The following is a 13,298-nucleotide window of genomic DNA, read 5'->3' as shown; positions in this document are numbered from 1 at the left end:
TACCTCTGCGATCAGAACTGGGGTGGTTCGATGCCGAGGTCGTGGAGGGCGTTTCGGTAGAGCTCGACGTTGGCCAGTTTGACGTCCTCGTAGCCGCGGACCATGTCGGGGAGTGCGGCGGCTTCGGCGGCGCGGTCGTAGTCTGCCAGGTCGAGGTCGGCGGCCAGGGTGGTCACCATTTCCGTGTAGTGGCCGAGCAGGGTGCGTTCGACACGGCGGACGTGCGCGTAGCCGAAGGGGTCGAACTTGGTGCCGCGCAGGCGTTTTCCCTTGGCGAGGACACGCAGGGCGACGTGGCTGCGTGGACCGAGGCCGATCTTCTTCTTGCGGCCCATGGCGCGCAGGATCGGTGGGTGCAGGCGGTAGGTGAGGTTCGCGCCGTCGGGGAGTTGCTCGCTGACCTGCTCGAGGAAAGCCGGGTCGGTCAAGCGGCGGGCCACCTCGTATTCGTCCTTGTACGCGGTGAACTTGTAGAGGCCACGGGCCACCTGCTCGCTGAACTCGGTGCGATCGGTGACGCGTCGCTCGGCATCCCAAATGCGTTGCACGGTACGGACATACTCGCGTGCGATGCGCACACCTTGGAAGCCGATCAGCTCGACGGCACGCAGTTCGAGCAGTCGCCTGGTCTCTCCCGTCACGGAAACACCATCGAAAAGGTCTGCCGGAATAGCGATCTCGGCACGCTTATGGGTCTTTCGTACAGTGGCGGCAGCGAATTCATCCGGTCGCGCGATCGCCATCCGACCCCATCGGAATGCCGCGATATTGGCATGCACCGCAACGCCGTTGATCTCGATGGCCTCCTCGATCGCGGAGGCAGGTATGCGCAGACCACCGATCTGATAAGCGGCGCCGACGAGCAGGAAGTTGGCAGCCGCGGTATTGCCGAACAGCACCTCCGCGGCGGCCAGCGCGTCGAACGATCGCACCGAACGCGAAACCCGCTCGAGCCGGGAAAGCAGTTCGCGCTCTTCGGGATATGCGACGGATTTGTCGTAGACCATATCGCCGGTCGGCGTCTTACTGGTCGAGGCGACGGACAAGGTGGTCTGCTCGGACCCGTACGACAGATTCTTGTTATCAGTCGCGGCGAGCAGGTCGAATGCGACGATGCAGTCGGCCGAGCCCGGGGTCAGGCGGTTCGCCGGTTCCAATTCGCCGCTCGCGAAGCGCAGATGCGATACGACCGGTCCGGCCTTCTGACTCAGGCCGATCTGGTCCAGACTCGCCACCTCGTACCCGGCGCGCAGCGCCGCGGTCGCGAGCACCTGGTTGACCGTCACGATTCCGGTGCCGCCGATACCGGCGAGGAATACGTTCTGGGTCGTCGCAGGAGCGCCGGTCGGCAGCTCGGGCAGCACCGGTGGCTCCGGGCGTCGAGTTGCCTTGCGTTGCTCGGCTTTCGCCGGAAGCTCGACCGTGACGAATGAGGGGCAATCGCCGTCCATGCAGCTGTAGTCGGTATTGCAGGAGGTCTGATCGATGCGGGTCTTGCGACCGAATTCGGTATCGATCGGCTGCACCGAGAGGCAGTTGCTCTTGACACCGCAATCGCCGCAGCCCTCGCAGACCGCCTCGTTGATGACCACCCGGGTCCGCCGGACCGGCAGCGTGCCCCGCTTGCGCTGGCGGCGCGCGTCGGCGGCGCAGTGCTGGTCGTAGATGAGCACGGTCACGCCGGGAATTTCGCGCAGGGTGCGTTGGGCTTCGTCGAGCCGATCCCGGTGCCAGAGCAGGGTTCCGGCGGCGAGGTCGCGCTTGCGGTATTTCTTGGGTTCATCGGCGCAGATGATGATCTGCCGCACGCCTTCGGTGGTGAGTTTGTGGGTCAGCATTGGCACCGCGAGTGCACCCTCGGCGTCCTGTGCGCCGGTCATCGCGACGACATCGTTGTAGAGCAGCTTGTAGGTGATATTCACGCCCGCGGCGATACAGGCCTGCACGGCGAGTTGTCCGGAGTGGAAATAGGTGCCGTCACCGATGTTCTGGAACAGATGCCGCACCGAGGTGAACGGGGCTTGCCCGATCCACTGCGCACCCTCGCCGCCCATCTGGGTCAGCCCGGTCACCTTGCTGTCCTCGCGGCCGGACATGGTCACCATGGTGTGGCAGCCGATGCCGCCACCGGCGATCGACCCTTCCGGCACGGCGGTGGACCGGTTGTGCGGGCAGCCGCTGCAGAAGTAGGCCGCCCGCTTCGCGGGCAGTACCGCAAGCGACAGTGGTTGCGGCAAGGGACGTTTCATCTCCAGCCGACCCTGCAGCGCGCGGCGCAGCGGCGCCACGATCCGACCCGAGGTGAGTTCACCGTCCTGAGGGAACAGCGGCCGGTTCTCCGCATCGCGCTTGCCGACGATCTGCGGCGCATCGGCGCCGCCGTACAGGATTTCGCGGATCTGCGTTTCGATGAACGCGGTCTTGTCCTCGACGACCACGATCCGCTCCAACCCATCGGCGAACTGCCGGACCCGTTCGGGCGCAATGGGATACGGCATGCCGATGCGCAGCAGTCGAACCCCGGCGCGATGCAGGGCGTCATCGTCGACACCGAGATCGATCAGTGCCTGACGCATGGCGTCGAAGGTGGTTCCGGTGGCAGCGATTCCGATGCGGGCGCGCGGCGGATTCACCTCGATGACGTCGAGTTCATTGAGTGAGCTGTAGGCCTGCACCATTTTCCAGCGCGGCCCGTACAGATCGGCCTCGGCGAGCACGCTGTCCGCTGGTGCGGCCATCGGACGCTGCAGGTAGGTGAACGGCCTTCCCTCCCAGTCGATCTCGGGGACAGCGATGTCGATATCACCGACCGTGCCGTCGACTGTCCACGCGCCATCGGCCACGTCCGCGACGATCTTCAGCGCCACCAGGCATCCCGATGCGCGCGATAACGCGACGCCCTGCAGACCCATGGTGATGATCTCGCGCGCATTGCGCGGAAACAGCACCGGAATGCCCATTGCGGCCAGCGATCGCTCACTCACCGCTGGCACGGTCGAGGACTTGGAGGCCGGGTCATCGCCGACCAGTAACAGCACGCCGCCACGGGCATTCGCGCCGTACATATTGGCGTGCCGCAATGCGTCCGTGGCGCGATCGAGGCCGGGGCCCTTGCCGTACCAGACTCCGACAACGCCGTCGTGCGTCGCCTCGCCCGCGGGCAGATCCGCCTGGCTACCCCACACCGAGGTCGCCGCGAGTTCCTCGTTCAAACCGGGGACAAACGAAATATCGTGCTCGGCCAAGATATTCGGCATTCCGCTGAGCATCTTGTCGACGCCGCCGAGCGGGCTGCCCTGATATCCGGAAACGAAGGTGCCGACCCGGCGTCCGGCGCGCAGATCACGAACATGCTGCTCGACCAGCTGTCGAGCGATCGCCTGGACGCCGGTGAGGACAACGGTGCCCGCGCCGACGCGGTAGCGGTCGGCCAGGTCATAGGGGGCTGGGATCAGTTCGCGGTCCGCGAGCTCGGTCATGAATCCACCCGTCCGCGAAGCGCCGATCGGGCGCTTCGCTTCGTTGAGCATTTGTTGCCGCCATCCTGTACTTGAAGAGCTGAACGCACAACCGATGCGCGGCACGCTGAGCACACTGCTCAATCTGAAGCTCAACGAGTGGGCACGCGCTATGCAGGATGTGAGGTGGACTGTGACCCCGGCCACGCGAGCGGTAATCGGCTGCCTCGCCGTCGGGAGCTACAACCAGGCGGCTACACCACCGTGATGGGAGCAGGTGCCCGACCGATGCTGGCTACAGCTGTAGGTGCCGTCGGAGCGGCGGGCGGTGGCTCCGGGCGGGGCGGCGGGTGCGGACTGGGGTCGGTGCACACATTGGTTGTCCGAGTTGAGGTATGAGTCGTCGCCGCAGCTCTGCTGGGATTGTGGCAGCGGGGCGGCTGCTGCCAGTGGTGGGGAGGCGATCGGTGCGGGAGCCGCCACGGGCGGTGATGCCGACGTGGTCGGCGGTGCGGTCGTCTGAGCCGCAGTAGTTGTGGTTGGCTGCGGCGACGGTGTCGGAGTGGGCGTCGCGATGTGACCTTCGACGTGATGACCGACGCCGTCGCGGCGGTGAATGCTGGTCCGCTCGATTGCGGCGCGCATCCGCTGAGCAGCAGTGTGAGCGCACCCATGAAGGCAGTGCCTGTGCCGACGAAGGTGGTGAAGCGAGTTCCGGTTTGGCGGCAAATCACCGGGGCCGACCGCTCGGACCAGCGGACGCGACGCTTCGTGACTCGTGACCATCACCGCGGGGCGTGTCAGATAGACCGCACCCTAATTTCCTGGAGTGTCTACTGCTTCCTTCAGTTTCGCTGTCTCCTGCACTTGCTGTTCCTGTTGCTGGCCGAAGCTGGTGGCGGCTGTATGAAGCGCATTTCCAATCTGCTCAGCCACGGGCTTCGCCTCGTTGAGGCGGTTTTGAATGAAATCAGCCGCTTGGGTATATTCGAACCACATACCGGCGAAGAGCGGGCCGAACTGCACGACCGTGTATTTCAAGCCGTCGATATCTGCAGCTGTCTTTCCCAGTTCTGGCGCCACCTCATCCAGCCAAACCTTGGAAACCTTCTCGAGAAGCTCGAGGTCGACATTCAAATCTCTAGTCATAAACAATCACTCCGGAAATATTCATTTCTCGAGGATATTCACGGTTGGTTCGATAATTGTCCACATCATGCTGGATCGACAATCTTCCAGATCGCCGTCTCGGCCTCCCTGGACGGCACGCCATTCCATGGGTGTTCTTGGAAATTTTCATCGGTCAGCAGCGTTCGGTACTTCGGCTTCGCTGTACCCCAGTTATCGATGTCCACGACCGAGATGCGCAGTCCGATTACAGTCTTCTTGAGAACGTGTGCGATATCGGTAGCGACCGGACGTAGATCATCCGGGCTTTTCGAGTCTGCGACGTCGAGACTGACAGTGACGTGTATTGTTTCTGGTTTGTCGAGTGCATCGCCCGTGTCCACCATGAATAAGCAGGTTCCCGAGGGAAACTGCATTTTCGAAATTTCCGCCGTCAAGTATTTCTCGTCCGGGTTCCGCGCGTAGAATTCTGTCTTGGTGCATGCTGCAACGGTGGATGTCGCCACTGTCGGCGAACTAAACTCCGCAGTTGGCGTAACAGATTCTCCTGAACTACACGCTGCCAAGACGAACACACCCGCTACAGCAGCTATGATCTTCGGAGCCGAATAGAGATGACCAAGGCCTTCAATTGATCGGGCATACGCCCCAGTGAGTTCATCGCCCGCCCGCGACGGCTGTCTGCGCACTACGCCGCTCCATCCTGTTTCCAATCGTCCTCTTTGTTATCGAACAGATCGCTTGCGCTGCTGGGCCAGCTCACCTTGCCTGATTTGGCCACGTCGAACCCGCTCGGTGCCCGGACAAGGTTCTTGAGCTCCTGACTGGCGACATACACCTTGCTCTCGGTCTTTACGAAGTCGGTAAGTGCCTGCACGATGAGTTCAACGGCCGCCACAATAGCCGAGTTCAAATTATTAATTGTCCAGATACAGGCAACGCCCGCTGTGCCAGCCGTCTCCTCGGCGAACGTCGCGACCTGGGCGACTATCGTCGACAGCTTATTGACTATGTTCAGATAAAGATTCTGCCCCTCTTCCGCGACAGTAATGAGTTTGTCATGAATCGTGTTGCACATATTCTCGATGGAAGTCATGGCCGCCTGCTGACTTTCCTTTGTTGTCTTGAAAGACTTGTAGGCACTCCCATCCCATCGACCCTCCATATTCAACACACGTCTACCCTGCATGCCATTACATGAGCGGACCTGGGAACCTATGACTTGCCATTTGGCCGCGTAATCCAGGAATAACCAGGGGGCAAACATTCCATCGACTGCCTCTTTGAGTTTCTCGAACAGTTCAGCGAGGGTTTCTTGTATATCATCCCTGACTTCGCTCACTTTCAAATACACCAGGGGTGCTACATATTTCAAATTGTCGACCGCATTATTGATTTTGTCTGGCGTCTTCTTGACTTCATCCACCTTTTGTGAGAAGTTGTTCCTGAGTTGCGCCAGGCTCGCTTCCGTCAATTCGGCCACAAGAATCAAACGTCCGTTCTTATCCAGCTTCGATCTGCTTATCCACTAAAATGGCACCCATCCCGAGGTGCATGAGGTCGACTGGTCAAAGGTGTTCAAAATTGCCGATGCGATGGAAGGCTGCCTCGCCTCCCGACCAACTCTGCAGTTTATCGGAAGTGCTTTATCGACCGTTGGTGTGAGGGTCGACCATACCCGTCGCAATAACTTCGCCACCCCTATCCATATTGCAATAGATACTGCTCATGCCCCACGACCCTCGAAGCCAATTCGCTATCCGATTCCTGATCCAGGTATACGTCTTTCACAGACTGCGGTTTTTTCGCTCGAACTTGCTGACAGCATTCGAGAATGTCTTGGGCGATGAAATTCGCATCGGTTCCCTCCGCCCACCCTGGATCGATCCCGATCGAGATCAGCTTGGACTCTGTCGCGGTGACTGTCAGTGCTGGCTGACCGTACGCGTTACGTCCCGGCCCGTGAACCGTAATTGGATTTTCCAGAAATAGATGATCGTACAGTTCTCGAAACTCGTCGATAGTACGGGTTCCCAACAGCAACGGAGCAGCATCACGCAGCGACGGCACGGTAGATGGAGGCAGCTCTCCGGACTCGACCATGCGAGCAGCCATCAGATAGAGCCCATAGCGATAGGCATCCATAATCGACCGACCGTATTGCGACGGATCTAATGAATTTTTCCAGCTGCGCCCCAGACTGATACCTATGGGCAGACGATCGGAACCCACCTCCACGGAAACCAAGGACGATTTCTCAGGCGGGGTGATGCCAAGCCTGGTCATTACAGTGGCCGACGAGCTCGGCGTCGGTGCTGTAGAAGGCTGACTGAACGAGTGAGAGGGGGTCGCGGGAGTAGCGGAAGTTACCGGAGGGGGCGGACTGTACGAGGCGGACCGACCTGCTGGGTGAGGGTGCGAAGAAGGCGACGGTGCATGAGAAGCCTTGGTCCGCGGCTCGAGCGGTGCCTCGTCCCAGAATTCATCGGGGTCGTCATAGTGGTTGTAGAAGCCGCCAGCCATCACTGCACCTCGCGGTAACCGTTGACCGCCGTTGCGGACAGCGCGGTCATCTCTGGAATCGACATCAACCCCCCGTGGCGTCAACCGCCCCCCAAAGGGGCGGGCGTGATCACTCTCTCCGGCGTCCTTCGGTTTGTCAACCGCTCCTGCTCGCAGACACGTAAACCTCTGCCCGGGATCGAATCTCGCGCGCAGATCCCGTGCGCGCGTTCGCAGACAAGACGCAATTGCCCACTCTGGCTGGGGAACCGGGCTCGACATCCGCGGAAGATTATTCGCTCTGCCGCACACACATGAGCGGCGCGCAGAACCCGTGCCTCGTGCTGTCGCCGTTCACTGCGACGATATCGCCGCGCCATGCGCCCGGGTGGCAGGACGGACTGTGGCTCAGCCGAACTGGATGCCCTGCGCCAGTGGCAGCTGATCGGAGTAGTTGACGGTGTTGGTCGCCCGCCGCATGTATGCCTTCCACGAGTCCGACCCGGATTCCCGGCCGCCGCCGGTGTGCTTTTCGCCGCCGAACGCGCCGCCGATCTCCGCGCCGGAGGTGCCGATATTGACATTGGCGATGCCGCAGTCGGAGCCATCGGCGGCGAGGAAGCGTTCGGCTTCGCGCTGGTCGGCGGTGAAGACGGCCGAGGAAAGGCCTTGCGGCACACTGTTGTGCAGGGCGATGGCGGCGTCGAAGTCACGGTAGGTCAGCACGTAGAGGATCGGTGCGAAGGTTTCCTCGCGGACCACGGCGGTCTGGGCGGGCATCCGCACGATCGCGGGGCGCACATAGAAGGCGTCGTCGCCGAAGCCGTCGACTCGCTCACCGCCGCAGACCAAATCGCCGCCATCGCCGAGCGCACGATCGATGGCCGCACGCATTCCCTCGTAGGCGCGGCCGTTGATCAGCGGTCCGACCAGCACCCCGTCGTCGAGCGGATTACCCACGCGCAGTTGCCGATACGCTCCGGCCACTCGATCCAGCAGCGGCCCGACGACATCGGCGTGCACGATCAGCCGACGCAAGGTGGTACAGCGCTGTCCGGCCGTACCCGCCGCCGCGAAGACGATCCCGCGTGCGGCCAACTCCAAATCCGCTGTGGGCGTGACGATCGCACCGTTGTTGCCGCCCAACTCCAGCAAGCAACGCCCGAACCGAGCGGCCACCCGCGGCGCCACCATTCGGCCCATCCGCACCGAACCGGTCGCGCTCACCAGCGCCACCCGCTCGTCGTCTACCAGCCGGGAGCCGACCTCCGCACCACCTTGAATCAGTTGGTGCACTTCGGGATCCGCGCCCACATCGGCCGCCGCGCGGCGCAGCAGCGTATGGCAGGCCAGCGCCGTCAGCGGTGTCGTCTCCGACGGCTTCCACACCACCGTGTCGCCGCAGACCAGTGCGACCGCGGTATTCCACGCCCACACCGCGACCGGGAAGTTGAACGCCGAGATCACCCCGACCACGCCGAGCGGATGCCAGGCCTCCATCAGCCGATGTCCGGGCCGCTCCGAGGGCATGGTCTTGCCGTACAGCTGGCGTGACAGCCCGATCGCGAACTCGCAGATATCGATCATTTCCTGCACCTCGCCGACGGCTTCGGCTCCGATCTTCCCCGCCTCCAGGGTGACCAGTTCGCCGAGTTCGGCCTTGTGCGCGGCGAGCAGCTCGGCCAGTCGCCGCACCACCCCGGCCCGCACCGGCGCGGGAACGGTACGCCAGCCGCGGAAGGCGACCGCCGCCCGCCCGATCGCCGCATCGGCGTCGTCGAGGGAATCGGCGGGCAGGGTCATGAGCGTGCCACCGGTGATCGGCGTCCGTGCGGGCAGTTCGCCCGCGACCGGTGTCTGCGCCCCGAGTGTGTGCAGCAGTTCGGCCGCGCGGGTGGCCAGGTCCTTGGTCAGGTGGTCGTCGAGCGTATCTGTCATCGGTTGCTCCGCTGTAACTTTGGGTCTGCGAACAGTATCGGATGGGTAGGGCGGGTTAACGAGCAAAAGTTTTCGCCACGAGTAGCCTCCGCTGGGTTAGCCTTCGCTGATGGCGGATACACCGGCAAGACCCGTACTCGATGACATCGATCGCCTGCTGATTCGTGAACTGATGGCCGATGGTCGCGCCACCCTGTCGAATCTGGCCGAAAAGGCGAGCTTATCGGTCTCGGCAGTGCAGTCGCGGGTCCGCAGACTAGAGGCGCGCGGGGTGATCCGTGGCTACACCGCACATGTCGATCCAGAGGCGCTCGGGCAGCTGTTGTCGGCATTCGTCGCCATCACTCCTCTCGACCCCTCGCAACCCGATGACGCGCCCGCCGTGCTGCAACATATCCCGGGAATCGAGGCATGCCACTCGGTGGCCGGTGACGAGAGTTACGTGTTGCTGGTGCGGGTGGCCTCTCCTCGGCACCTCGAGCAGTTGCTGCAGGAGATCAGGGCGACCGCCAACGTGCGAACTCGAAGCACCATCATCTTGCAGACATTCTACGACAGGTAGCCTCTGACCGTAATTACTCCGTTATTCCGTAGAACTTTCGTAAAGATTTACGTACCCTACGGGTGTGACCATCGAACTGGAGCGCACCCGCGCGGGGAGTGGCACTGCACCGGTCGCCCCCGCCTCCCGGGTACACGAGATCTTGTCGGCGCACATCCTCGCCGACGGATTCGACCTGGTGCTGGATCTACGGAAATCCCGTGGCTGCCGGATCGTCGACGAACGCGACGGCAGCTCCTACCTCGATATGTTCGGCTTCTTCGCCTCGAATGCCCTTGGCATGAACCATCCCGCCCTGGCCGAGGACGAAGAGTTCCGGGCCGAACTGAGCGTCGCGGCGCTCAACAAGCCGAGCAACTCCGATATCTACACCGTCGAAATGGCCCGCTTCGTAGAGACTTTCGTGCGAGTACTCGGTGATCCCCGGCTACCGCACCTGTTCTTCATCGACGGCGGCGGACTAGCGGTGGAGAACGCGCTCAAGGTCGCGTTCGACTGGAAGAGCAGGCACAACGAATCCCATGGACGCGCACCGGAACTCGGCACCAAGGTGCTGCACTTGACCGGAGCGTTCCACGGCCGCACCGGCTACACCATGTCGCTGACCAATACCGATCCGGTGAAGACGGCCCGCTTCCCCAAATTCGATTGGCCCCGCATCGATGCGCCGTTCCTGGCCAACGGCGTCGATATCGCCGCCGCCGAAGCGCACGCACTCGACCAGGCGCGTCGCGCCTTCGCCGAAAACCCGCACGACATAGCTTGTTTCATCGCCGAGCCGATCCAGGGCGAGGGCGGAGACCGGCATATGCGCCCGGAATTCCTGCAGGCCGTGCAGCGGCTCTGTCGCGAGAACGACGCACTGTTCATCCTCGACGAGGTGCAGACCGGCGTCGGCATGACCGGAACCACTTGGGCTTACCAACAACTGGGGCTCGAGCCCGATATCGTCGTGTTCGGCAAGAAGACCCAGGTCTGCGGCATTATGGCGGGCGGGCGCGTGGACGAGGTGCCCGATAATGTCTTCGTGGTCAGCTCTCGGCTCAATTCCACCTGGGGCGGCAATCTCACCGATATGGTGCGGACCCGGCGCATCCTCGAGGTCTTCGAGCGCGATGAGCTGATCGAGCGGTCCCGGCCGCTCGGTGCGCACCTGCTGCGGCGTCTGGAACAGCTCGCGGCCGACCATCCTCGGGTCACCGAACCGCGCGGACGCGGGCTGATGTGCGCCATCACGCTGGCCTCGACCGAACTGCGGGACGAGCTGCTGACCGCACTGCGCGAACGCGAACATGTGCTGATTCTCGGCACCGGCGATCGCGGCATCCGGTTCCGGCCGCCGCTCACCGTTACCGAGTCGGAACTGGACGCCGCGGTCGACGCGCTCGATCGGGTACTCTCCGACGCCGGATAGTTATCTGACCGCAAACGGAAAATCGGCTGTCCGAGTGCGTATTTCCGGATGATTCGGGCAATCCCTCATGCCCTGGCGGGGATTGCTGTGGAATCCCTGCGGCAGCGCCTAGGCTTCGCACCCATGTCATCTCGTCTTCACCACCTCCTGGCACGGTGCAGCGCGTGAACCGACAGCGCAAACACCGAAGCTGCGCACCATTGCTCGCCTCGCTGACCGTCCTCGCGACGGTCGCGGGGTGCGCCCCGAGCGAGGCCGGATCGGTGGGTGTGACTACTGCGCCACCCACCACCGTCGCCGCCCCGACCAGCGCGGCACCGCCGTATCTGGAGAATCTGCTCCCCGGCATGCCGCCGCCGCTGTCGCCGACCGACGTCTATGCCGCGAACCGGGAGCTGAGCCCGGCGGTGGCCTATCATCGGCCCCTGGTCTACGTGCCGAACAGCGAATCGCATTCGGTAACGGTGATCGACCCGGCAACCTTCCAGGTGATCGACAATTTCTCGGCCGGTGGTCGGGAACCCCAGCATGTGGTCCCGTCCTATGACATGCAGACGCTGTATGTCACCAACGATCTGCCGATCGGCGGGGGCACCCTGCTGCCGATCGATCCGCGCACCGGCAAACCCGGCGAGCCGTTCCCAGTGCGCGACCCCTACAACATGTACTACACGCCGGATGGCCGATACGCGCTCGTCGTCGCCGAGGCGGATAAGTCGCTGGACTTCTACGATCCGCACACCTGGCAGAAGATGCATGCGCTCGCGGTGCCGGACTGCGCGGGTGTTGACCATATGGACTTCACCGCCGACGGTCGATTCGCCCTGGCCAGTTGCGAATTCATCGGCCGCATGCTGGTTTTCGATGTGGCCGAGCGCAAGGTGGTCAAGATGATCGACCTGCCCGGCGGACGTGCTGGCATGCCGCAGGACGTCAAGCTCTCCCCGGACGGACGGACCTTCTTCATCGCCGATATGGTCGCGGACGGCATCTACACCATCGACGTATCGACGTGGGAGAACACCGGTTTCGTGCCGACCGGCAAAGGTACGCACGGCCTGTATGTCACCCGCGACTCCAAACAGATGCTCATCACCAACCGGCACGAGGGCAGCATCTCGGTCTGGGATTTCGCCGCGAACAAGTTGGTGCACAAGTGGTTCATCCCCGGCGGCGGCAGTCCGGACATGGGTAATCTGTCCGCGGACGGGCGGGTTTTCTGGGTATCGGGTCGACACCATGGTGAGGTCTACGCGATCGATATCGAGAACTGGAACCTGTTGGCGCGCATACCCGTTGGGCGCGGGGCGCACGGTCTCACCATCTGGCCGCAGCCGGGCCGTTACTCCACCGGGCACACCGGTGTGATGCGCTGACTCAGGGGAGTCGCAGGCCGAGGCCGCCTTCCACGAAGCGCCGGACCGCGGTGATGCCGGTTTCGAGGGCGGGCTGGTAACCGGGACGGGCCCAGCCAGAGAGTTCGGCAGTTTTGTCGGCGCCGGGCGTCACCACGATTTCGGCGACCAGTTCGGCGGTGGTGGGTTCGCAGACGGCCCAAGAGAAGTGGGATTCGTCATCCCACTGCTCGGTACGGAGGGTGACGTAGTTCGGATCGGTGATGCCGCCAGCGGCGAGGGCGGGGCGGTCATCGATGCGGTCGTCGGCGCGCAGGGCCCGCAGGTACCAGGTGCCCGCATTGATTTCGACGGGCTCCATCAGTCCTCCAGCAACCTGCGACGTCGGCGGTCGCGCGGGCGGCGGCGTTGGTGTTCGTGCCGACCGCCGAACAGCAGTGCGCCCGCGAGCGGGATGGCCAGGAACCAGAGCCAGCTGCCGGTGACGAAGAAGAGGATGACCGCGAGGATCGGGATCACCGCCATCACCCGCTCCGGCCACTCGTCGAGGAACCCGGAGTCGGGCTTGGCGGGCGCCGCGGCGACGGGGGCTGGTTCGGGCAGGTCGATGAAGACTTTTTCCAGGTCGCCGCGGGTCAGCGCGGCCGCGACCACGGCACTGCGCTCATCGAACTCCGCCACGCTGAGCCGCCCGGCGGCGAAATGATCGGACAGGCGTTGCATCGCTTGCTCACGCTCCGCGGTGCCGATGCGAATCTCGGGCAGGTCACTCATAACAGCAAGGCTAGCCGCTTTCACCGAACGTTCTCCTGCTGCCGCCTCGACCCCGAGCTCGTCGAATTTCGCGACGCCGAGCGGCCCGATTGCGTCATGATCGCCTCTGCTGCCGGATCGGATTCACGGATTATGTAATGCCGGTGCGGATTTCGGGTAGCTAAAGG

Annotated in this window: 12 protein-coding genes; 3 read left to right on the top strand and 9 right to left on the bottom strand. The window is 63.2% G+C overall.

What is annotated here, in order from left to right; translation table 11 throughout:
- Positions 1–11 precede the first annotated feature (11 nt).
- The 7 genes from ACQP1T_RS33870 to amaB all read right to left on the bottom strand — a co-directional run bounded on the left by ACQP1T_RS33870 (position 12) and on the right by amaB (position 9,026).
- Positions 12–3,479, bottom strand: coding sequence for an indolepyruvate ferredoxin oxidoreductase family protein (locus tag ACQP1T_RS33870; RefSeq protein ID WP_433757075.1), 3,468 nt, complete (start codon positions 3,477–3,479; stop codon positions 12–14).
- Positions 3,480–3,698: 219 nt separating this feature from the next.
- Positions 3,699–4,103 (bottom strand): DUF3761 domain-containing protein, encoded by a 405-nt coding sequence (locus ACQP1T_RS33865; protein ID WP_433757074.1) that lies wholly within the window; start codon positions 4,101–4,103, stop codon positions 3,699–3,701.
- Positions 4,104–4,274: 171 nt separating this feature from the next.
- Positions 4,275–4,595, bottom strand: coding sequence for a hypothetical protein (locus tag ACQP1T_RS33860; protein WP_433757073.1), 321 nt, complete (start codon positions 4,593–4,595; stop codon positions 4,275–4,277).
- A gap of 77 nt (positions 4,596–4,672) precedes the next feature.
- A complete protein-coding gene (locus tag ACQP1T_RS33855; protein ID WP_433757072.1) occupies positions 4,673–5,275 on the bottom strand; it encodes a hypothetical protein in 603 nt (200 codons plus the stop codon).
- Entirely contained in the window at positions 5,275–6,069 is a 795-nt protein-coding gene (locus ACQP1T_RS33850) for a hypothetical protein (protein ID WP_433757071.1), read from the bottom strand. Before ACQP1T_RS33850 ends, ACQP1T_RS33855 begins: the two co-directional genes overlap by 1 nt.
- A 218-nt stretch (positions 6,070–6,287) precedes the next feature.
- Entirely contained in the window at positions 6,288–6,872 is a 585-nt protein-coding gene (locus ACQP1T_RS33845; RefSeq protein ID WP_433757070.1) for a hypothetical protein, read from the bottom strand.
- A gap of 624 nt (positions 6,873–7,496) precedes the next feature.
- Positions 7,497–9,026 carry an L-piperidine-6-carboxylate dehydrogenase gene (amaB, locus tag ACQP1T_RS33840; RefSeq protein WP_433757069.1) on the bottom strand — a complete coding sequence of 510 codons (1,530 nt, stop codon included), beginning with the start codon at positions 9,024–9,026 and terminating at the stop codon, positions 7,497–7,499.
- A gap of 109 nt (positions 9,027–9,135) precedes the next feature.
- On the opposite strand from amaB, the gene ACQP1T_RS33835 reads away from it, so the two are divergent.
- The 3 genes from ACQP1T_RS33835 (at position 9,136) to ACQP1T_RS33825 (ending at position 12,378) form a co-directional block, all read left to right on the top strand.
- The gene (locus ACQP1T_RS33835) at positions 9,136–9,588 is read left to right on the top strand and encodes an Lrp/AsnC family transcriptional regulator (RefSeq protein WP_040686931.1); all 453 of its coding nucleotides are present in this window, start codon (positions 9,136–9,138) and stop codon (positions 9,586–9,588) included.
- A gap of 64 nt (positions 9,589–9,652) precedes the next feature.
- Positions 9,653–11,002 carry an L-lysine 6-transaminase gene (gene lat / locus ACQP1T_RS33830; protein WP_433757068.1) on the top strand — a complete coding sequence of 450 codons (1,350 nt, stop codon included), beginning with the start codon at positions 9,653–9,655 and terminating at the stop codon, positions 11,000–11,002.
- Between the two features lie 164 nt (positions 11,003–11,166).
- The gene (locus ACQP1T_RS33825; RefSeq protein WP_433757067.1) at positions 11,167–12,378 is read left to right on the top strand and encodes a hypothetical protein; all 1,212 of its coding nucleotides are present in this window, start codon (positions 11,167–11,169) and stop codon (positions 12,376–12,378) included.
- Position 12,379: 1 nt separating this feature from the next.
- Here the strand turns inward: ACQP1T_RS33825 and ACQP1T_RS33820 are convergent, their stop codons facing one another.
- Both ACQP1T_RS33820 and ACQP1T_RS33815 read right to left on the bottom strand, forming a co-directional pair.
- Positions 12,380–12,718, bottom strand: coding sequence for a hypothetical protein (locus ACQP1T_RS33820; RefSeq protein WP_433757066.1), 339 nt, complete (start codon positions 12,716–12,718; stop codon positions 12,380–12,382).
- A complete protein-coding gene (locus ACQP1T_RS33815) occupies positions 12,718–13,131 on the bottom strand; it encodes a DUF1707 SHOCT-like domain-containing protein (protein ID WP_433757065.1) in 414 nt (137 codons plus the stop codon). The genes ACQP1T_RS33820 and ACQP1T_RS33815 overlap by 1 nt, the downstream gene beginning before the upstream one ends.
- Positions 13,132–13,298 lie beyond the last annotated feature (167 nt).

It is taken from the genome of Nocardia sp. CA-135398 (genome assembly GCF_050955845.1).
In the GTDB taxonomy this organism is placed as follows: Bacteria; Actinomycetota; Actinomycetes; order Mycobacteriales; family Mycobacteriaceae; genus Nocardia.
Note: the sequence above shows the minus strand (reverse complement) of the source record. Positions and strands in the feature narration are given on the sequence as shown.